This window comes from Ruminiclostridium herbifermentans, from assembly GCF_005473905.2.
Lineage (GTDB): Bacteria > Bacillota > Clostridia > Acetivibrionales > DSM-1351 > Ruminiclostridium > Ruminiclostridium herbifermentans.
In genome coordinates this window covers 4,351,104-4,373,427 of sequence record NZ_CP061336.1, presented here as the reverse complement: position 1 = coordinate 4,373,427, position 22,324 = coordinate 4,351,104, and the positions used below count along the sequence as shown (strand labels likewise).

The 22,324-nt window shown below is 36.4% G+C and carries 11 protein-coding genes; all 11 read left to right on the top strand.

The genetic code is table 11. The annotated features are described in order from the left end of the window. The first annotated feature begins 88 nt into the window (after positions 1–88). The 11 genes from EHE19_RS17705 (at position 89) to EHE19_RS17655 (ending at position 22,314) form a co-directional block, all read left to right on the top strand. On the top strand, positions 89–1,912 hold the full coding sequence (locus EHE19_RS17705) for a carbohydrate-binding protein (RefSeq protein WP_137697423.1): 1,824 nt from the start codon (positions 89–91) through the stop codon (positions 1,910–1,912). A gap of 93 nt (positions 1,913–2,005) precedes the next feature. Then, positions 2,006–3,922, top strand: coding sequence for a glucuronoarabinoxylan endo-1,4-beta-xylanase XynC (gene xynC / locus EHE19_RS17700; RefSeq protein ID WP_171003555.1), 1,917 nt, complete (start codon positions 2,006–2,008; stop codon positions 3,920–3,922). Positions 3,923–4,125: 203 nt separating this feature from the next. Further along, a complete protein-coding gene (locus EHE19_RS17695; protein WP_137697422.1) occupies positions 4,126–5,760 on the top strand; it encodes a non-reducing end alpha-L-arabinofuranosidase family hydrolase in 1,635 nt (544 codons plus the stop codon). A 510-nt stretch (positions 5,761–6,270) separates the two neighbouring features. Continuing rightward, entirely contained in the window at positions 6,271–9,774 is a 3,504-nt protein-coding gene (locus EHE19_RS17690; protein WP_137697421.1) for a glycosyl hydrolase family 95 catalytic domain-containing protein, read from the top strand. A gap of 252 nt (positions 9,775–10,026) precedes the next feature. Continuing rightward, complete coding sequence (locus EHE19_RS17685; RefSeq protein WP_425314295.1) at positions 10,027–11,526, top strand: carbohydrate-binding protein; 1,500 nt, start codon at positions 10,027–10,029, stop codon at positions 11,524–11,526. Positions 11,527–11,569: 43 nt separating this feature from the next. Next, positions 11,570–13,801, top strand: coding sequence for a sialate O-acetylesterase (locus tag EHE19_RS17680; protein ID WP_137697420.1), 2,232 nt, complete (start codon positions 11,570–11,572; stop codon positions 13,799–13,801). 414 nt (positions 13,802–14,215) lie between these two features. Continuing rightward, positions 14,216–15,727 carry a carbohydrate-binding protein gene (locus EHE19_RS17675; protein WP_244648278.1) on the top strand — a complete coding sequence of 504 codons (1,512 nt, stop codon included), beginning with the start codon at positions 14,216–14,218 and terminating at the stop codon, positions 15,725–15,727. Between the two features lie 44 nt (positions 15,728–15,771). Then, on the top strand, positions 15,772–15,951 hold the full coding sequence (locus EHE19_RS17670) for a hypothetical protein (RefSeq protein ID WP_244648277.1): 180 nt from the start codon (positions 15,772–15,774) through the stop codon (positions 15,949–15,951). Positions 15,952–16,097: 146 nt separating this feature from the next. Continuing rightward, on the top strand, positions 16,098–19,724 hold the full coding sequence (locus tag EHE19_RS17665; RefSeq protein WP_137697419.1) for a glycosyl hydrolase 115 family protein: 3,627 nt from the start codon (positions 16,098–16,100) through the stop codon (positions 19,722–19,724). 246 nt (positions 19,725–19,970) lie between these two features. Continuing rightward, the gene (locus EHE19_RS17660) at positions 19,971–20,873 is read left to right on the top strand and encodes a hypothetical protein (RefSeq protein WP_137697418.1); all 903 of its coding nucleotides are present in this window, start codon (positions 19,971–19,973) and stop codon (positions 20,871–20,873) included. A gap of 307 nt (positions 20,874–21,180) precedes the next feature. Continuing rightward, positions 21,181–22,314 carry a thioredoxin domain-containing protein gene (locus tag EHE19_RS17655; RefSeq protein ID WP_137697417.1) on the top strand — a complete coding sequence of 378 codons (1,134 nt, stop codon included), beginning with the start codon at positions 21,181–21,183 and terminating at the stop codon, positions 22,312–22,314. The last annotated feature ends 10 nt before the right edge of the window (positions 22,315–22,324 follow it).

The window sequence follows — 22,324 nt, the reverse complement described above, 5'->3', positions numbered from 1 at the left end:
TGTTATTAAATTGATTTTCCAGTTACTTAGAAGCATTTTACTGGAAAGTTGATTTTAATAAAAAATATAAAAAATTGGGGGGAAAAGTATGAAAAAAATATTATCGCTGGCAGCTGGTTTGCTTGTCGGTGCGGTATTTACCGCATTTTCGATTTCTAACGTAGGGGCTTTGGATAATGGCCTTGCAAAAACTCCACCTATGGGATGGAATAGCTGGAATGTTTTCCACGGGAATATTAATGAAACCCAGATTAAACAGATTGCTGATGCAATGGTAAGCTCTGGAATGAAGGATGCAGGATATATTTATTTGAATCTGGATGATAACTGGATGGCAAATCCAGCACGTGATGCTAATGGAAACCTAAGGGCTGATCCTAATCGTTTCCCAAGTGGTATAAAGGCTTTAGCAGATTATGTACATGCTAAGGGACTTAAGCTTGGTATATATGGAGATAGAGGAACCATGACATGTATGAATATTCCTCAAAGTGGAAGTAGAGGCTATGAGGAGAGAGATGCTAAAACCTTTGCTTCATGGGGAGTTGACTATTTAAAATACGATAATTGTAATGTGCCAAATGGAAGTGACCAAAAAGGTGATTACCAGAAGATGCAAAGAGCACTTGCAAATAGCGGAAGAGATATAGTGTTCAGTATCTGCGCATGGGGGTATGCAAGCTGGATGCCTGAAACTGGTAACTTGTGGCGTACTACAGGTGATATCACTGATAAATGGGATAATGGAAACGATTGGTTCAGAGGTATTATAAATTGTATTGATGAGAATGCAAGATATGCAAGTTCTGCAAAACCTGGAGCTTGGAATGACCCTGATATGCTTGAAATCGGTAATGGTGGTTGTACAACTGAGGAATACCGTACACAGATGAGTATGTGGTGTATGATGGCATCACCTCTTATTGCTGGAAATGACTTAAGGACTATGAACCAAACAACAAGAGACATTTTGACAAACAAGGAAGTAATAGCTGTAAACCAAGACCCTGCTGGAATACAAGGATACAAGGTAAAATCTACAAATGGACTTGACGTTTGGGTTAAACCTCTAGGAATTGAAGGTACTACAAAAGCTGTTGCATTATTAAACAGAAATTCAACAACACAAAATATAACAGTTAATTTCTCAGATATAGGTATGCAAGGCAAAGTTTCAGTACGTGATTTATGGGCTAAAGCTGATAAAGGTGAATTCAGTGGTTCATATACAGCAGCTGTACCTCCACATGGTACTGTTATGCTCAAGGTATCAAGTGAGCCTATATTTGTAGAACCAAGAAGCGCATTTGAAAAAATTGAAGCAGAAAGCTTTGATGTACAATATGGAATTGAAGTAGAAGAGAATCCTGATGGAACTGGAAAGAATCTCGGATATATTCAGAATGGAGATTATGTAATTTATAGAAAAATTGATTTTGGCAGCGGTGCTGTTGATTTCCAAGCAAGAGCAGGTAGTGCGTCAACTGGTGGAAATATAGAAATTCGTTTGGATAGTCCGACTGGAACAAGAATAGGAGTTTGTGCTGTTCCAGGTACTGGCGGATGGAAAACTTGGACTGATGTAACATGCAGTGTAAGTGGAGTTACTGGAGAGCATGACTTATACCTAGTATTTACTGGAGGAAGCGATTATTTATTTAATTTGGACTGGTTCAAGTTTGGCAAGGCAGCTACAGCTATCGTTGGAGATCTTAATGGAGATAATGAAATTGATGCAACAGACTATGCTATGATGAAAATGTATCTTTTAGGTTCAATTGATAAGTTCCCAGTTGAGGACAGTTTAACAGCAGGAGATTTGAATGGTGACAAAGTAATTGATGCACTTGATTTTGCAGTATTCAAGAGATACCTATTAGGGGATATTACGAAATTACCTTATTTGCCTTAATGACAGTCGGTTTAAAAATTCGTTAAAGTTATTATAGCCATAACAAAACGTAAACTTTATTATGAAAGCTTACGCTTTAATGGTGGCAAAATTATGGAAGGAAGGTGTGCAATAGTGTTCAATAACATAAAAAAATCAATTAGTGCAGTAACTGCTGGATTAATTGCTTTGTCGATGATACTTACAACACCAGTATTTGAAGTTTCAGCAGCAAGTGATGTTGTAGTTAATTTATCGGCTAAAAAGCAAGAAATGCGCGGTTTTGGGGGAATGGTTCACACAGGCTGGCAATCAGATTTGACAGCAGCTCAAAGAGAAACAGCTTTTGGAACTGGAGACGGACAATTAGGTTTTACTATTTTAAGACTGCATGTAGACGAAAACAGTAACAATTGGTCCAAAGGATTAGAATCTGCAAAAAGTGCAATTAAACATGGAGGTATAGTTTTTGCTTCCCCATGGAATCCTCCAACTTCTATGCAGGAGAAGTTCACTCGTAATGGTGTTGCAAACCAAACAAGACTTAAATACGATCAATATGCTAATTATGCAAAGCATCTTGATAATTATGCTAAATTTATGAAAGACAACGGTGCTCCTCTATATGCTATTTCAGTTCAAAATGAACCTGATTACGCACATGAGTGGTGCTGGTGGACTCCACAAGAAATGCTTAACTTTATGAAAAATTATGCTGGCTCAATTACTAATGCTAGGGTAATGGCACCTGAATCCTTTCAATATCTGAAAAACATGTCAGACCCAATATTGAATGATGCTACGGCTCTTGCCAATATGGACATTCTTGGTGCTCACTTTTATGGTACTAGTGTTAACAATATGCCTTATCCTCTTTTCCAGCAAAAAGGAGCGGGAAAAGAACTTTGGATGACTGAAGTATACGTTCCAAACAGTGATGCTAATTCAGCAGACCGCTTCCCAGAAGCATTAGATGTTGCTATGAATATGCATAACGCTATTGTAGAGGGTAACTTCCAGGCATATGTTTGGTGGTACATTCGTAGGTCATATGGTCCTATGAAAGAAGACGGTACTATGAGTAAGCGTGGTGCTATGATGGCTCAATATTCAAGATATGTTCGTCCTGGATATGTTAGAGTTGATGCAACAAAGAATCCAAATACAAATGTTTATGTAAGTGCCTATACAGGTGACAACAAGGTTGTTATTGTTGCAATAAATAAAGGTACTTCTGCAGTAAGCCAGAAATTTAATTTACAAAATGGTTCAGCAAGCAGTATGGATACATATATAACTGATGGAAGCAGAAACGTTGCAAAAGGCTCAAAGATTGCAGTGTCAAACGGCTCATTTACAGCTCAGCTTCCTGCACAGAGTGTAACAACTTTTGTAGGAAGTACAGTTCCAGTTGTAATAGAACCAATAAGTGCTTTCAATAGAATAGAAGCAGAGAATTATACTGATCAATACGGAGTTGAAATTGAGGACAATCCTGATGGAACTGGTAAGAACATCGGGTATATCCAAAATGGAGACTATACAGTTTACCAAAAAGTTGATTTCGGCAGTGGTGCTGCAAGTTTTGAAGCAAGTGCAGGAAGCAATTCAAATGGCGGAAATATAGAAATTCGTTTGGATGGTTTGAATGGAACATTAATAGGAACTTGTGCCGTTCCAAATACAGGTGGATGGAAATCATGGACTAATGTATCTTGCAATGTTAGCGGAGTTACTGGACAGCATGACGTATACTTGAAATTTACCGGAGAGAGCGATTATTTGTTAAATTTGGACTGGTTTAAATTTAATGCTAAGGAAATTCCTCAAGGTAAATTAGGTGATGTTAATGGTGATAATTCCATAGATTCATTAGACTTGATGCTAATAAAGAAGCATCTGCTTGGTGAAGCAATTGAAAATACTGCATTGGCTGATTTAGACGGTAGCGGTGCTGTAGATGCAATTGATTTTGCACTAATGAAACAGTATTTATTGGGTATAATAACTGCTTTCCCTGGGAAGGCATAAATAAAGTCTGATGTATAACCAGTAGAGAATGGGATTTCAGAGTTGGAAAACTGTTTTTTGATAAAATAAAAATCAAGAACAACAGAAGTAAATAAAAAAGTTTCTCTGGAATCCCATTGTATTTCTCAACTAACAATGTTATCTAGCAATAAAGATAAATTTTTCAATTTAAAAAATTCTAAAAATATTAAGGAGGAAAAAGCATGAAAAGATTACTAAAAAAATGCTGTTCAATTATCTTAGGATTGGCTTTAATGACTTCAACTTTTGGTTCTGTAGCTTCAGCAGCAGCTAATCCAAATCCATCATGGAGTGTGGATGAAAGAGTCATTTTCCACGGGCAATGTTTGCCATATGATTATTATGCAGCTAAAGACCCAACAATAGTTAGATACAATGGTCAGTGGCTCATATATTATACTGGTGCAAATCAAAGTGGTGGATGGCAGATGTGTTTTACATCCGCGAGCACAATTGAAGGACTGAAAACTGCAAAGCGTACATATTTGAGTAAAATTGGTGAAGCATATTTCTGCGCACCAGAATTATTCTACTTTGAACCTCAAAACTTATGGTATCTTGTTTACCAAGATGGAACTCATGGAGCAGCATATTCAACATCCACAAATCCAGCTGACCCTAATTCATGGCAAGGACCTAAATCCTTTGGAATATCAGGTAACATGGGATGGGATTATTACATAATCTGTGATGATCAGTATGCTTATATGTATAACACACCAAGTGATGGTTCAGGAAATCTTTATGTAAGAAAAACAACTCTTGCGAATTTCCCAAAGGGTTGGAGTGCTCCAACTGTATCAATTAGAAACACTTTTGAAGGTGCAGAAGTTTATAAATGTCTTGCTGACGGACAATACTATTTGCTGATTGAAGATATGAAAGATGGCAGATATTATGAACTTTGGACATCATCAAGTGCAGGTGGACCATGGACACAGGTTGCTGAAAAATGGGCTTGGAGAGGTAATCTCACAAAATACAATGCAGACAAGTGGACTACTAATGTATCACATGGTGAGCTTGTTCGTGCTGGATATAATCAAAAACTAGAAATAAATGATATTAATAAAGTAGATTTCCTTATCCAGGGTACTACAAATATGAATGCTGAGTACCAGAAAATTATATGGGATTTAGGTCTTATCAGAAATTATAATGGTACTGGCCCAGATTCAAATGTTAATGATGATCCTATTGAAATTACTCCAAAATCAGCATTTGAAAGGATAGAGGCAGAAAAATATGATGATCAATCAGGAGTTGAGATTGAGGACAATCCTGATGGAACTGGTAGGAATATCGGGTATATCCAAAACGGAGATTATACAGTTTACAAAAAAGTTGATTTTGGCAGCGGTGCTTCAAGTTTCCAAGCAAGTGCAGGAAGTAATTCAGTTGGTGGAAATATAGAGATTCGTCTGGATAGTTTGAATGGAAAATTAATAGGAACATGTGCTGTTCCAAATACAGGCGGATGGAAAGCATGGACAAATGTATCCTGTAATGTTAGCGAAGTTACAGGAGAGCATGACGTATATCTGAAATTTACAGGCGGCAGCGATTATTTGTTAAATTTGGACTGGTTCAAATTTGATGCAAAAGCAATTTCCGAAGGTAAATTAGGCGATGTCAATGGTGATAATTCCATAGATTCATTAGACTTAATGCTTATAAAGAAGCATCTGCTTGGTGATGCACTTGAAAATACTGCATTGGCTGATTTAGATGGCAGCGGTGCTGTAGATGCAATTGATTTTGCATTAATGAAACAGTATTTACTAGGTGTAATATCTGAGTTCCCCGGAAAAGCATAAATAATCAGCCTTCGAATATAGAAATCTATTGATGCGATAGAATTATTAATGGTTTGTTGCCAAAATAATTGCATGAATCAGTAATGATTCATGCAATTATTGTATACCCAACTTTCAGATGAAAAGCTAAGGTATTATCAAGATTAACAATGACCTATTGTGCAGCAAGCTAATTAACTTCTCATTTTTACTTCTCATTTGATGATGCTGCTACACTTTATATTACTTGTCTTTAAGAGGTGCATTCAATTTCGAAGTTTTAGTAAAAAAATCTAAAATATTGAAAGAAAAAAATGGGATTTTAGAGCGGGGATAGCTGTTTTTTGGTATAATATAACTAAAATGAGAACAGCATATGTAGTTAGAAAATTATAGGGAGCTCTGGAATCCTATTTTATTCCTGAGTAATATGTTTTTAATATATGAATTGATATATAGTCGAGTATGAATTTACAGGGGAATAAAAATTTATTATCTTGATGGTTAATAATCAAGAAAGGAAGGCTACATATGAGAGTTGTTAAAAGGGTATTAAAAAAGGTTGGTGTATTAACCTTAGTAGGGGCGATGTTGTTGAACAGTAATTTTTATTTAAACAATTCTAAGATTGCTTCTGCTGCAGACCAGAATGCAGCAGCTGGGTATACGGACAATGACCTGATACTATGGTACAACAGTATGTCTGGTACGAATTTCTCGGGTAATGCCTATGATAACAACGAGTCCTTTTATAAGGCGCTGCCATTAGGAAATGGCCGTATAGGTGCAATGGTATATGGAAATTATCCTGATGAGAGGATTGATTTAAACGAGGCTACCTTTTGGAGCAGCGGACCAAGCAACAATAATAAAGCAGGAGCTGCAAATTCTTTAAAAACAGCTCAAGATCAACTATTCGCTGGAAACTATAAGGCTGGAACTGCAACTGTTTTGAGTATGATTGGCGGTGGACAGGCAAGATATCAGTCTGTGGGTAACTTAAAGCTTGCATTCGGACACAGCTCAGTATCAAATTATTCAAGGCAGTTGGACATGAATGCAGGAGTTGTTTCAAGTGATTATACATATAATGGCAAGAATTATCATCGTGAAACCTTTGTAAGCTATCCGGATCAGGTAATGGTAACAAGAATTACTTGTAATTCAGCTGGTTCAGTATCCTTTACAGCTAGTTATGAATGTTCGCTTACTGGTCAATATACATTATCTACTTCCGGTTCGGATACATTAGTAATGAATGGACATGCTGATTCCGACAACGGTGTTTCCTATGCGGTATGGTTTTCAACACGTTCGAAAATTATAAATACAAATGGTTCTGTATCGGCTAACAATAACCAAATAACCGTAAAAAATGCCGATTCAGTAGTTATTCTAACTTCTGTACGTACAAATTTCGTAGATTACAAAACATGTAACGGAGATGAAAAGGGAAAAGCAACTGCTGATATCACAAAGGCTTCTTCTAAAGATTATACTACACTTTATAACAACCATGTTGCAGACTATCAGAATTTATTCCATAGGGTGGATGTAGACCTAGGCGGTGATGGCAGTCAGAACAGTAAACCTATGCCACAGCGTATAGCTGAATTTGGCAGTAATAATGACCCCAAATTGGCCAAAGTGCTTTTCCAATACGGGCGATACTTAATGATTAGTGCTTCCCGTGACTCTCAGCCAATGAATTTGCAGGGTATATGGAATAAATTCCGTAACCCGGCATGGGGATGTAAGATGACTACTAATATCAACTACCAGATGAACTACTGGCCGGCCCTAACTACCAATTTGGCTGAATGTTTTGAGCCATTTGTAGAAAAGGCAAAGGCACTTCAGGCTCCTGGTAATGAAACTGCACGTGTTCACTATAATATATCAAATGGATGGGTATTACATCATAATACCGACTTATGGAACAGAACAGCACCTATTGACGGTGAATGGGGATTCTGGCCAACAGGTGGCGCATGGATTTCCAACATGCTTTATGATGCATATAATTTTAACCAAGATATTGAATATTTAAAGGAAATATATCCAGTAATCAAAGGCTCAGCTGATTTCCTGCAGACGCTGATGAAGCCAAAAACTATTAATGGACAAGAATATCAGGTGATTTGTCCTAGTACATCTCCTGAACTTACACCACCTAGCACAAGTGGTGGACAGGGTGCGTGGAACAGCTACGGAGTAACTATGGACAACGGTATAAGCCGTGAACTTTTCAAGGATGTAATTATGGCTTCTGAGATATTGAATGTTGATGAAAGTTTTAGAAATAATCTTCAAGCAAAGCTTTCAAAAATCAAGCCTGATACAATCGGCAGCTGGGGACAGCTTCAGGAATGGGCTTATGACTGGGATAGTCCAAATGAGAAAAACAGACATATTTCTCATTTGTATAACCTATTCCCAGGATTTGAAATAAGTAAACGAAATACGCCTACCATTGCTAATGCAGCTATAAAATCTCTTAATGCAAGAGGCGATGACGGAACTGGCTGGTCTGAAGCATGGAAACTGAACTGCTGGGCAAGACTGGAAGATGGTGCACATGCCTACAATTTAGTTAAACTACTGATTACGCCTGTAAACAAGGGCGGACGATTATATGATAACTTATGGGATGCTCATCCGCCGTTCCAAATAGATGGAAACTTTGGATTTACTTCAGGAGTAGCAGAAATGTTGCTGCAGAGTCATAATAACGAGATTCAGCTTTTACCAGCATTACCTAGCCAATGGTCTACAGGTCATGCAAATGGACTTTGTGCCCGTGGTAACTTTACTATTACTCAAATGAACTGGAGTAACGGTTCTTTAAAGAATGTAGTTATAAAGTCAAACTCTGGTAACGTATGTAATGTACGTTATGGAAATAAAACTATAAGCTTTCCAACCAAAGCAGGAGAGAGCTATCAGCTAAATGGAGCTTTACAGCTTATGGCTACTAATCCTACCATGGTGAATGTTGCATTAAATAAGACTGCTACTGCTTCTGGCAGTGAAATTGGTGAAGATGCATCATATGCAGTTGATGGTTCTACTACTACTAAATGGTGCCATGTAAACGGTATGAGCGGTGAGTGGCTAAAGGTTGACCTTGGCGATACATATGATATCAGCCGTTGGGTTGTGAAGCATGCAGGAGTAGCTGAAGCAATTAAATACAATACCAGAGATTTTAAACTGCAAAAGAGTATGGATGGGAATGTTTGGACTGATGTTGATGTAGTCTGTGGAAATGTTCAAAACATAACAGACAGAAATGTTCCTACATTTAGTGCGCGATATGTACGTCTATATGTCAATACTGCCACTCAGGATAATTCTGGTGGTGCTAGGATTTATGAGTTTGAACTCTGGAGCGATGTAGGAGAAGCTACGCCTCCTGGACCAATATCAGCTTTCTCAAAAATAGAAGCTGAAGATTATTACGAACAATCAGGAACTCAGACTGAAGCAAATAATGATGGTAATGGGCAGAATATTGGCTATATAGAAAACGGAGATTATCTAGTATTCACTGATATAGATTTTGGCAGTGGCGCTGTAAGCTTTGAGGCTAGTGCAGCTAGTGCAACCAACGGCGGAAACATAGAACTTCGTTTGGACAGCCTTGCAGGAACATTAATAGGGACCTGCGCTGTTTCAGGTACTGGGGGATGGAAGAATTGGACTACTGTGACTTGCGATGTCAGCGATGTGACAGGAAAACATGACTTATATCTAAAATTCACCGGAGGAAGCGGATACCTTATGAATTTGGACTGGTTTAAATTTGTACCTAAACCAGGTCATGTAGGTAAATTAGGAGATATAAATGCTGATGAATCAATTGATGCAATAGATTTAATGTTGATAAAGAAGCACCTGCTTGGTGAGACAATTGAAAATGTTGAATTGGCTGATTTAGATGGCAGCGGTACTGTAGATGCAATTGATTTTGCGCTGATGAAGCAGTATTTACTTGGAATTATTACTGCATTTCCTGGTGATAGTGTGAAATAAAATCTATGAAATAAGAACTAATTGAGAGAAAACATTAGAATTAATTTGGCGTGGGGAAATATCAATTTATCATTAAGAAACTATGAGGTTTAAAATGTTGGGGGAAAGTTATTCATAAAAGAATTATTTCCCAGAAACTAGCTGATATGTTTTGACAACGTGTATGCTAGTAATATCAAATTATGTTAGAAAAGTTTGTCAATGAAAATTGACATGCAAAAAATAAAAAATAAAAAGAGAGGGGAAAAAGTAATGAAACTAAGAAGTTTAGTGAAAGGAACAATTAAGAAAGTGATGCCAGCATTATTAGGTCTCGCTTTACTTGCTGCAGTAGCACCTGTATATGAGGCAGAAGCAGCAGGACTACCAGCTACGCCGCCGTCAGGATATGACCAAGTAAAGAATGTTCCACATGGTCAGGTTAGTTACATTAACTATCAATCCAAGGCGACAAATAGTACTAGGAGGGCTAGAATTTACCTTCCACCAGGATATTCAACAAACAATAAATACAGTGTAATGTATTTATTGCACGGTATCGGTGGAAATGAAGATGAGTGGTACCAAAACGGAGCACCTCATGTAATCCTTGATAATTTAATTGCTGAGGGCAAAATTCAACCATTTATATGTGTATTGCCAAATGGAAATGCGACAGGAAATGGTGTTTCAGATGGTTGGTCAAACTTTACAAGAGATTTGATTGATTCTCTTGTACCATATATCGAAGCAAACTATTCAGTTTATACTGATGCTGAACATAGGACAGTGTGTGGTCTCTCAATGGGTGGAGGACAATCCTTCAACATTGGATTGACAAATTTGGATATATTCCCATACGTTGGAGCATTTTCAGCAGCACCTAACACTATGCAAACTAATCAGTTATTCCCTAATAATGGGGCAGCAGCTAAGCAGAAATTGAAATTCTTATTCATTTCATGTGGTACAAATGATAACCTTATAGGTAATGGTGACAGAGTAGCTAGTTTCTGCGATTCTCAAGGTATTCCTTATACATATTACCGTATTCAGGGCGGAGGACATGATTGGGATGTATGGAAGAAGAGTTTGTGGAATTATGCACAGATGGTATGTGAAAAAGGATTTACAAATTATGGTCCAATAACACCTCCAGATCCTATATCAGCATTTGATAAAATAGAAGCTGAGAAATATAGTTCACAATCAGGAGTTGAAATTGAAGCTAATCCTGAAGGAGACGGTTATAATATAGGTTATATCCAAAACGGAGATTATACAGTTTACAAGAGAGTTGATTTCGGCAGTGGAGCTTCAAAGTTCTACGCTAGAGCAGGAAGTGATTCAAATGGGGGAAATATAGAAATTCGTTTGGATAGCTTGACAGGAACATTAATAGGAACTTGTGTTGTTCCTAATACTGGCGGATGGAAAGCATGGACTGAGGTATCCTGTGATGTAAGCGGAGTTACTGGAGAGCATGATGTATATCTGAAGTTTACAGGAACAAGTGATTACCTACTTAATTTGGATTGGTTTAAATTTAGTAAAGGTTCCACAATAGTAGGTAAATTAGGTGATATAAATTCTGATAATTCAATAGATTCATTAGATTTAATGCTAATTAAAAAGCAGCTTTTAGGAATAGAAGATATTCAAAACAAGACATTAGCAGATTTAGATGCAAGTGGTGAAATTGATGCAATTGATTTCGCACTTATGAAACAATATCTGCTTGGAATGATAGATGTTTTCCCTGGGGCAAAATAAATAGAATGACAATTATTATGTAAAAGAGAAAGGGGAAAGAGAAATGAAACTAAGAAGTTTAGTGAAAGGAACAATTAAGAAAGTAATGCCAGCATTATTAGGTTTTGCATTACTGACAACAACAACACCTGTAAGTCAGGTTGAGGCGGCAGGACTTCCAGCTACGCCACCTTCAGGATATGACCAAGTTAAGAACGTTCCACATGGTCAAGTTAGCTATATTAACTATCAATCTAAGGCGACAAACAGTACTAGAAGGGCTAGAATTTACCTTCCACCAGGATATTCAACAAACAATAAATACAGTGTAATGTATCTATTGCACGGTATTGGTGGTAATGAAGATGAATGGTACCAAAACGGAGCACCTAATGTAATTCTTGATAACTTAATTGCTGAGGGTAAAATTCAACCATTTATATGTGTATTGCCAAATGGAAATGCAACAGGAAATGGTGTATCAGATGGTTGGTCAAACTTCACAAGAGATTTGATTGATTCTCTAGTTCCATATGTTGAAGCAAACTATTCAGTATATACTGACGCTGAACATAGGACAGTGTGTGGTCTCTCAATGGGTGGAGGACAATCCTTCAACATTGGATTGACAAATTTGGATACATTCCCATACGTTGGAGCATTTTCGGCAGCACCTAACACTATGCAAACTAACCAGTTATTCCCTAACAATGGGGCGGCAGCTAAGCAGAAATTGAAATTCTTATTCATTTCATGTGGTACAAATGATAACCTTATAGGTAATGGTGATAGAGTAGCTAGTTTCTGCGATTCTCAAGGTATTCCTTATACATATTACCGCATTCAGGGCGGAGGACATGATTGGGATGTATGGAAGAAGAGTTTGTGGAATTATGCACAGATGGTATGTGAAAAAGGATTCACAAATTATGGTCCAGTTACACCTCCTGAACCAATTTCAGCATTTGAAAAAATAGAAGCAGAGAAATATAGTTCACAATCAGGAGTTGAGATTGAAGCTAATCCCGAAGGAGACGGTCAGAATATAGGTTATATCCAAAACGGAGATTATACAGTTTACAAAAATGTTGATTTCGGCAGTGGTGCTACAAAATTCATAGCAAGAGCTGGAAGTGACTCAAATGGCGGAAATATAGAAATTCGTTTGGATAGTCTGACAGGAACATTAATAGGAACTTGTGTTGTTCCTAATACTGGCGGATGGAAAACATGGACTGAGGTATCCTGTGATGTAAGCGGAGTTACTGGAGAGCATGACTTATATCTGAAGTTTACAGGAACAAGTGATTACCTGCTTAATTTGGATTGGTTTAAATTTACTAAAGGTTCTACAGTAGCAGGTAAATTAGGTGATATAAATTCTGATAATTCAATCGATGCAATAGACCTAATGCTAATTAAAAAGCAGCTTTTAGGAATAGAAGATATTGAGGACAAGGCATTGGCTGATTTAGATGCAAGTGGTGCAATTGACGCAATTGATTTTGCACTTATGAAACAATATTTACTTGGAATGATAACTGCTTTCCCTGGAGAAAGTGTACAGCCACCACCACCTCCTCCACAAGAAAAGAAGTTTCATTGCTTCCTACTGTTAGGTCAATCAAATATGGCAGGATACGCTAAGGCAGAAGCATCTGATAAAGTGGAAGACCCACGCGTGCTTGTTTTAGGTTATGATAATAATCCTGCATTAGGTAGAGTAACAGATCAGTGGGATGTTGCATGTCCACCTCTTCATCCAGCTTGGCTTGATGCGGTAGGTCCTGGAGACTGGTTTGGTAAGACTATGATACAAAAAGTACCTGAAGGAGACACTATAGGATTAATACCATGTGCCATTAGTGGTGAAAAGATAGAGACATTTATGAAAAATGGTGGCTCAAAGTACAACTGGATTGTTAACCGTGCTAAGATTGCACAGCAAAGTGGCGGAATTATTGAAGGAATAATTTTCCATCAAGGTGAATCAAATAGTGGCGATTCAAGTTGGCCTGGAAAAGTTAAAACATTGGTTGAAGACCTAAGAAAAGATCTAAACTTAGGAAACGTTCCATTTATAGCTGGAGAACTGCTTTATAGCGGTCCATGTGCAGGTCACAATACATTGGTTAATCAGTTGCCTAATTTAATCACAAACTGTTCAGTAGTTTCTGCAAATGGTCTAGTTGTAGATCCTTCTGATACACAATACCGTTTACACTTTAGCCATGATTCAACAGTTACTCTCGGTAAGAGATATGCTGAAAAAATGATTCAAATGCTTGGCTGGTAAGATTGGCTAATAAGATTAAATGGTAAGATTAAATAGTAAAAAATGAGTATTGCTTAGATAATCTCATTGAAATGTAACAATACTAGGGTAAGTCTTTGTGCTAATGTTTACCATAAGATATGCTTATACCCCAGTTAAGTATCGTAATATTTAACTGGGGTATAAAGCAAACTTTTACCTTTAACATATGAATAGCAAAACCTTAAAATACAATATATGGAAGGTTAAGTGATTAAGATAGGGAGATTGACATTAAAAAAGATTAAGTCTTTTTTTTTACCTCAGATAATACATACTGGGCATTATTTTGAAATTGCCCAATTCAAATTAAGGTAGACAGCTAAGCGAATTATGATAATAAGTAAACTCTTTTTTAGATTCATTAAAATAAATAAGTGAAAAGGAGATGAGCAAATGGGGATAAAAGTTTTATTAAATAAAATGGATAAAAAAATAATACCTGCATTTTTAAGTTTTGCCTTATTATGTGCAATGCCAGTGGGTCAGGTTAAAGCAGAGACACTTCCGGTTCTGCCACCATCAGGATTTGACCAAGTCCAGAGCAATGTTCAACGTGGTCAGGTCAGCACTTTTACATATTTCTCAAAAGCAACAAACAGCAATAGAAATGCAAGAATATATCTCCCACCAGGATATTCAACAAATAATAAATACAGCGTTTTGTATTTGTTACATGGTTATGGAGGAAACGAGAATGACTGGTATAGCGGTGGAGGCTCAGCTAATGTAATTTTAGATAATCTTCTTGCTCAAGATAAAATCAAGCCATTTATTGTTGTAATACCTAATGCAAATGCAACAGGAGCAGGAATATCAGATGGATATTTAAATTTCAAAGCTGATTTGCTTAACAGCCTAATACCCTATGTTGAATCAAAATATTCTGTTTACACAGACAGAGAACACAGAGCTATTGCAGGATTATCTTTGGGTGGTGCACAATCAATAAATTTTGGACTAACTAATTTAGATGTATTTGGATATGTAGGAGGATTCTCACCAGGAGGACCTGCTTCAATAACTAATACTAATTTTTTCCCAGATCCTTCAACAACTAAGAGGTTAAATAAGCTTTTATTTATTTGTATTGGAACAAATGATAGTATGGGATTTAGTGAAAGTGTAGTTAATTCTTGTAAACAATATGGTATTCCGCACACATATTTCCTTATCCCTGGAAGAGGTCACGACTGGACAGTATGGAAACCAAGCTTATGGAATTTTGCACAAATGGCGTGTGCTAGTGGATTTACAGATTACGGTCCAGTTACACCTCCAGAACCTATATCAGCATTTGAAAAAATAGAAGCAGAGAAATATACTTTCCAATCAGGAGTTGAGATTGAAGCTAATCCTGAAGGAGACGGTCAGAATATAGGTTATATCCAAAACGGAGACTATACAGTTTACCAAAAAGTTGATTTCGGCAGTGGTGCTGCAAAATTCATAGCAAGAGCTGGAAGTGATTCAAATGGCGGAAATATAGAAATTCGTTTGGATAGTCTGACAGGAACACTAATAGGAACTTGTGCCGTACCTAATACAGGCGGATGGAAAGCATGGACTGAAGTATCCTGTGATGTCAGCAAAGTTACTGGAGAGCATGATTTATATCTGAAATTTACAGGAAGCGAAAGTTACTTATTAAACTTAGATTGGTTCCAGTTTGTAAAGGAAGCTGAATCTTCAACTATTGTCGGTGATCTAAATGGCGATAAGAGTATTGATGCAACAGACTATGCTCTATTGAAAATGTATCTTCTTGGCTCAATAGATAAATTCCCAGTAGAAGATGGTATTAAAGCCGCAGATTTAAATGGTGACGGTACTATCGATGCGTTGGATTTTGCAACATTTAAACAGTATCTATTAGGAAGTATTACAGAGTTGCCTTATGCAAAATAAAATAGAGAAGGCAGTATAAAAACAGAAAAGTAATTGATTTTAGATTGAATTTACCATCCGATTATACTAGAGAGAATCTTGATGATAACTGGATGGTAAATTCAACACATGATGCTAATAGATATTTGGGGGCTGCTCTTAAGCATTTCACAAGTGGTATAAAGGCTTTAGCAGATTATGCGCATGCTAGGGGCTTTAAGCTTAATATATATGTAGGATGCTGAACTATGGATATGTAAAATTGTATTATTTGGTATTATAGCTACTTTTCCTAAACGAAAAAAATAATACCTATACATACAATCATTCTAAAATATTCTAGTGATAACAATACTAATATGATTTGTGATTAAGAGAGGAAGAGGAATACATGAATATGTTCAAAAATATGTTCAAAAAAATAGCAGTTTTTATGTTAATAATTTCTTTATTAACAATGTCATTTGGAAGTGCTACTATAGTTGCAGCTGAGTCAAAAGATGTACAGCTTGTGTATGGCGGAAAGGCTGCTGATATATATATAGATTCCAAAGGAACGGATTATGATGGCTTGAGTCTTGTTGCAAAATCCTTTGCAAATGATGTGAGTTTGGTTACCGGAATTACACCGTCAATTGTTACAGATAAAACAAAGCTGAAAGGTACGGCAGTGATAGCTGGATCTGTGGGAAACAATGATATTATTGATTCTCTTGTTAGCGCGGGCAAACTTGATGTATCTTCAATTAAAGGAAAGTGGGAGACATACAAGATACAAGTAGTTGATAATCCAGTTGCAGAAGTTAGCAAGGCTATTGTAGTAGCAGGAAGTGATAAGAGAGGTACGATTTATGGAGTATATCATATATCAGAGTTAATAGGTGTGAGTCCATGGGTTTACTGGGGAGATGTTATTCCAGCAAAAAAGACTGATTTGACTTTTTCAGCAAGTGAACTTAACTTCACTTCTAAGGAGCCGTCTGTTAAGTACAGAGGGGTATTCCTAAATGATGAGGCTCCTTCTCTGACATCCTGGTGTGCAAATAGTTTTAATGGTCTTAACGAAGATTTTTACGATAAAATATTTGAAGTTATCTTAAGATTAAAAGGAAATTATTTGTGGCCGGCAATGTGGGGTAATTGCTTCAGTATGGAAGGAAAAACCGATAAGCTGGCAAATGCAAAACATGCCGATGCATATGGTATCGTAATGGGAACTTCACACCATGAGCCTATGTGCCGTGCGGGAGCAGAATGGCAGAAAGTTTATTCTCAGTATGGGTCAAGCAATAAGTGGGATTGGACTACAAACAAAGCTGCAATAACGAAATTCTGGAGAGATGGAATTAAGAGAAATGGAGAGTTTGAAAATGTTATTACAATTGGTATGCGAGGAGAAAACGATACAGCTCTCATTCCTAACGGAACCATGCAGCAGAATGTTGATACATTAAAGGATGTTATTACAGTTCAAAAACAAATATTAAAAGAGTTCGGTCTTGAAAATGTTCCAAAAGTTCTCGTAGTGTATAAGGAAGTATTGGATTATTGGTATGGCAATAGCAGTGTTTCTGGGCTTAAGGACTGGAGCGGTTTGAGTGATGTAACAGTTATGCTTGCCGAAGACAATAACGGAAACGTACGTACTCTTCCAGAGGAAAACGAAAGGAATCGTGCTGCAGGATGGGGAATGTACTACCACTTTGATTATCATGGCGGGCCTAAATCCTATGAGTGGGTAAATACTGTTCCTCTTGAAAAGACATGGGAACAGATGTCAATGGCTTATGATTACGGTTGCAGAAATATATGGATTGTTAACGTAGGTGACTTTAAACCTATGGAACTTCCTATATCATATTTCTTGGACTTGGCTTATGACTTTGAGAAATATGGAACAAATGGTATCAATAAGACAGAGGAATATACAAGAAACTGGGTAAGGCAGCAATTTGGCAGTTTCTCAACTACAGAAACCATTAATACTATAGCTGATGTACTATCAGCTTATACTAGATTAAACCAGATTAATAAGCCAGAGGGAACTACTGCCTCCACATTCAGTATTTCAAGCTACAATGAGGCGTTAAGAGAATTGGCAAAAGCAAATAATATAATAGCTAATGCCCAAAAATGTTATGACCTGATGCCGACTCCTTACAAGGACGCATATTACCAGCTTGTATACTATCCAGCTGTAGCATCGGCAAATGTGAGAAGAATGTGGATTTATACAGCATTAAATAAAAAGTATAATGGCTTTAGTACAAAAAGTGTCCTTGCCAATCACTATGCTACATTGACAGAACAAGCAATCCAGCTTGATAAGGATTTGCAGAATTTTTACAACAATACTATGTCAAAAGGCAAGTGGAAAGGTATGATGAGTTCACCACATGTAGGTTATAGATCATGGGATTCAAATGGCTGGGCATATCCGACTGTTTCCAGAATGACTCCTGCAAGCGGCAGCTCAAAGATGATAGTAGATGTTGAGGGAAGCACTACTGGATATACTTCAGGAACTGCAAGTCTTCAAGCTTTTACAAATATTGGCGATGAAAGCTATGGTATTACAATAAGCAACGGAGGAGATAAGAGCTTTAATTACAATATAACTACAGATGCAGCATGGATTAAGCTGGATAATACACAGGGAACTGTTTCAATAGGTAAAACTATAGGTGTTTCAGTAGATTGGAGCAAAGTTTCATCTTCCTCTAGCGGAGTTATCACTATTACAGGTGCAGGCCAAACCGTTAAAGTAAATGTAAGGGCAGAAGTAATTAACACAAGTGGGCTATCCGAAAAAACATTTGTTGAAACCCATAACGTAATATCAATAGAAGCAGAGCATACATCTAATCGTGTTGCAAAATCAGGGCAGGAGTGGAAAACCATTGATAATTACGGGCGTACATTGTCTTCTGTTAAAGCGTATCCAGACGACATTTCCCATACAAGCTACACCACTGCACCTTATTTGGAATATAAAATATACAACAATAGCAGTGCAAATTATACATTAACAACATATTCAGCACCATCTAATAATTTATCTAAAAACAGCAGACTAAAATTTGCGGTATCCATTGACGGTGCAAATCCAATTGTAGTTGATACATTACCACAAGGATTCCAGGCAGGTGTAAATTCAAATGGGCCTTGGACCAACGATGTCTCAAGAAATGCCCATATAACAACAACTACAGTTAATTTGACAAAAGGTACACATACCATGCGTATCTATGGTCTGGATGCAGGCTTGGTATTACAAAAGTTTGTGTTGTCCAATGGAGCACTTGCGAGTTCTTATTATGGTCCTGAAGAAAGCTACTATGTTGGAAAGATTGGTTCCACTCATCCATTTGTTAAGGATGCGGATGCTGATAAGATAAGTGATACAAATAAAGATGCTTTTTCGAAGATTCGCGCTGAAAATTTTGACAGCCAATCTGGAATACGGACTGAAAACTGTTATGAAGGCGGGCAGAGCGTTGGATATGTTGAGAATGGAGATTATGTAGTCTATAAGAACGTTGATTTTGGTGAAGGGGCGGAAAGTTTCCTAGCTAGAGCATCTAGTGCCACTAACGGAGGTAAAATCGAAATCAGGCTTGATAGTATAAGCGGTCCTTTGATAGGAACCTGCTCAGTTGGAAGTACGGGCGGCTGGCAGTATTGTGAGGACTTTGAGTGCAAAGTTTCCGAAGTTAGCGGAAAGCATGATTTATACCTGAAATTTACTGGAGATAGTGGATATTTATTAAATCTAAACTGGTTTACATTTACAAAGAACAGTGAACCTGTAATTTTAGGTGATATAAACTCTGATGCATCAATAGATGCAATAGATTTAATGCTCATAAAGAAGCACCTTTTGGGGGTGGAAGAAATTGAAAATAAGAAACTGGCAGATTTGGATGCCAGTGGAGATATTGATGCAATTGACTTTGCGCTGATGAAACAGTACTTACTTGGTATTATTACTACTTTTCCTGGACAAGGTGCAAAATAGTAAGTTATACCTAGATAGGTAATGTGGCCAAAAGCTAAATGTAAGAATTTGTTTCCAGCCATGCAGTTCTATATATTGAGTATTGCATGGCTGGAATTTGTTTAGTCTGCATTAATCTTTCAATACTAAGATAAGATGGATTCAATTACTAATTTATGCTATAATTATTTTAATGACAAGATTATACAAATAACATTATAAAGAGAAAATTTTCTGCAATTGAATTTACATAGGTGGTGGTTGAGAATGAAGAAATATGTTTTTCCTGTAGTGATTGCTATAATTGTTTTGATAGTAATTTCTACAGTTTGCTTTTTTTATCTAAACAATAGGTACAATAATCTGGAACTTTTATCGGAGGAAATAATACCTTCTAGAATTAAATTATATAATGCTTCGGGTGAAGTAAGTAGTATAAGTGATATAAAGAGTAACCATAAAGTTGTGTTTTACCTTGAGAGTATGAATGAAGATTGTATACACAGACTGGATTGTATATCCAAAATGATTGATTTACTCAGCTTTGAAGGCATGAGTTATATGTTGATTTGGGAAGACCAGATACCTTTGAAACAGATTAATGAAGCAGGTATTGATGAAAGTTATAACTATTCACTGAATGGTAAAGCTTCATTGAGTGAATGGAAGCCTACTGCTTTTCTTACAGATGATAACAACAAAATTATAATGGTTACAGGCTTCAGTTATGTAACAATGATAAATGAAGTTATTAAGATGAGCAATAAAAATGATTTGTCTGCTAAGGCTGTAGATAAGATATTAAAGAATGCATTACAGTCCGAAATGTCTATTCTTGAGAATAATAAAAAAACTTTGATGATGTTTATGTCATCAGGTTGCAGGTCCTGCAAAGAAACTGAAGAGATAATAAAAAATAATACCGAATTATTGCATGAAAAGATGAATGTGGTTACAGTACGGCCAGATTTTGATATAAGACAGGACTTCGACAAGTATTTTGAAGTTGATCCAGAACAGTTATATTTTTATATATTTGTAAATTCTCAAGGAATAGAGGAGTCCAATCGAAAATACCCAATATTTTATATAGTAAATAGCGACTATTCTGTTGAAAAGCTGTTTACAGACGCCAATGAATTAGTTAAATATGTATCTGAATTAAAGTGAGGCTAGAAAATAATTCACTGCTAAAAGTTGTGAATATAGCTATGGTATTTTGAAGGTGAAATTACATTTTGCCTTATTGAAATGCTAATTGAAATGCTAATTGAAACGCTAATAATGTAATGAAATATTTCTACAATCGAAAAAATTTATTTTGAATCTAGGTATTATAATGAGGCTAGAAAATGCCCCTACTGCTATAAGTGGGCGGTACGGTTTTGATTTTCAGGTGGGTGAGAATATCTTCTGCCTCGTTTATGGATTTGAAGGTAGGTTGGCGAAATAATTAATTTTGGATGGGGATAATTTAATGAAAAGGTTTTTATTTTTCCTTTTAATATTTCTTTTTGTAACATGGACAAATATTTGCAGTGTTTGGGCAGAAAGTGATAATAAAGTTGTAGTATACTTTTACAGCCCTACCTGCGCTTCATGTGACAGTGTATCGGATTTCCTTGAAGATTTAAGTGAGACTCATAAAAACTTTGAAATAAAGAGATATGATATATCTAATTTGAAAAATAAAAGCCTAATGGACAAATATAGTGAGGCTTACGGGGTTTCTGCTGAAGACGAGGGAATTGTTCCTATTGTTTTCATTGGTGATATGTATTTTTCAGATGTTGAATTATTACGAAATAATTTTGAAAAGGAAATAATTAAACCTGGAGTCAAGACCCTTGAGATTGATAGTTCTGATGAAAACCACGAAAAAGATATAATAAGATTTGAAGGCTTTAAGACTGCAAGCGTCTTTTTAGCAGGACTTGTTAATGGAATAAATCCTTGCTCTATGTCTATGTTGCTTTTTTTTCTTTCACTTTTGACAGTAAAAAAAGCACGAATATTAAAAATAGCATTATCGTTTATTTCAGGTAAATTTTTAGCTTTTTTTTTGCTGGGTACTATACTTTTTAAGTTTTTGTCATTGTTTAATTTTAGTTTATTGAGTATTTTAACTAAGATATTGCTTGCAGTGGTGCTGCTGTTTTTGATTGTTATGAGCATTCAGGATTATTTTGCAGCAAAAGCAGAACGATATGATAAGATATTTTTACAGCTTCCTGTGAGGTTAAGAAAGTTCAATCATAATATTATAAAAAAAGCAACAGATTTTTCAAATGTAAAGTTAACATTGGTTATAAGCTTTTTTCTTGGAATTATACTTTCTTTTGGAGAATTTCTATGTACTGGGCAAATATACCTTGCAACAATAATTACAATATTTCAAACTAATTCGGTATTAAGTGCTCGGGCGTTACTCTACCTTATAATATACAATTTAGGCGTAATTTTACCGCTTATGGCGCTGTCACTAATAATTTATAAGGGTAAGGAGATGTTTGAGGTTTCGGAGGCCATTAGGGAACGACTTCATATCATAAAGTTGATTAATGCAATAATATTTCTTGTGTTCGGTATTATTATATTTTTATTTTTTTAATTGGGATATG

What these genes read in the sequence shown, in the direction of transcription:
- EHE19_RS17695 (WP_137697422.1), top strand. Translation starts at nt 4,126, where the DNA reads ATGAAAAGATTACTAAAAAAATGCTGTTCAATTATCTTAGGATTGGCT.
- EHE19_RS17685 (WP_425314295.1), top strand. Translation starts at nt 10,027, where the DNA reads ATGAAACTAAGAAGTTTAGTGAAAGGAACAATTAAGAAAGTGATGCCA.
- EHE19_RS17680 (WP_137697420.1), top strand. Translation starts at nt 11,570, where the DNA reads ATGAAACTAAGAAGTTTAGTGAAAGGAACAATTAAGAAAGTAATGCCA.
- EHE19_RS17705 (WP_137697423.1), top strand. Translation starts at nt 89, where the DNA reads ATGAAAAAAATATTATCGCTGGCAGCTGGTTTGCTTGTCGGTGCGGTA.
- xynC (WP_171003555.1), top strand. Translation starts at nt 2,006, where the DNA reads ATGGAAGGAAGGTGTGCAATAGTGTTCAATAACATAAAAAAATCAATT.
- EHE19_RS17665 (WP_137697419.1), top strand. Translation starts at nt 16,098, where the DNA reads ATGAATATGTTCAAAAATATGTTCAAAAAAATAGCAGTTTTTATGTTA.
- EHE19_RS17660 (WP_137697418.1), top strand. Translation starts at nt 19,971, where the DNA reads ATGAAGAAATATGTTTTTCCTGTAGTGATTGCTATAATTGTTTTGATA.
- EHE19_RS17675 (WP_244648278.1), top strand. Translation starts at nt 14,216, where the DNA reads ATGGGGATAAAAGTTTTATTAAATAAAATGGATAAAAAAATAATACCT.
- EHE19_RS17690 (WP_137697421.1), top strand. Translation starts at nt 6,271, where the DNA reads ATGAGAGTTGTTAAAAGGGTATTAAAAAAGGTTGGTGTATTAACCTTA.
- EHE19_RS17655 (WP_137697417.1), top strand. Translation starts at nt 21,181, where the DNA reads ATGAAAAGGTTTTTATTTTTCCTTTTAATATTTCTTTTTGTAACATGG.